The organism is Mesorhizobium sp. WSM4989 (genome assembly GCF_029625795.1).
In the GTDB taxonomy this organism is placed as follows: Bacteria; Pseudomonadota; Alphaproteobacteria; order Rhizobiales; family Rhizobiaceae; genus Mesorhizobium.
The window spans coordinates 1-242 of sequence record NZ_JARTVN010000064.1 but is presented as its reverse complement, the minus strand read 5'-3'; the positions used below and the strand labels follow the sequence as shown (position 1 = coordinate 242).

Here is a 242-nt window from a genome sequence, read left to right as displayed (position 1 = left end):
CATCACGATCATTTCGTGGACTGTATCCTTTGAACTGTTCTTCACCTTGAATGTGATCTTGCCGGCCTTCACGGTCGCGGGCGTGGCCGTTATCCCCATGCTTGCCTTCGACATATCCGCGCCCGACATTCCATAGGCGAAACCTGTGGTCATGGGCACGTTCGCCCCTTTGTCCCACAACGAAACCTGAACCGTGGCGGCAGCTTGAGCGGCACCAGCCATCGCAACAAACACGGCAAACC

The 242-nt window shown here is 56.6% G+C and carries 1 pseudogene; it reads right to left on the bottom strand.

The window, feature by feature from the left end:
* Positions 1-234, bottom strand: a pseudogene (locus P9217_RS30330) (hypothetical protein); the annotation flags it as partial.
* Positions 235-242 lie beyond the last annotated feature (8 nt).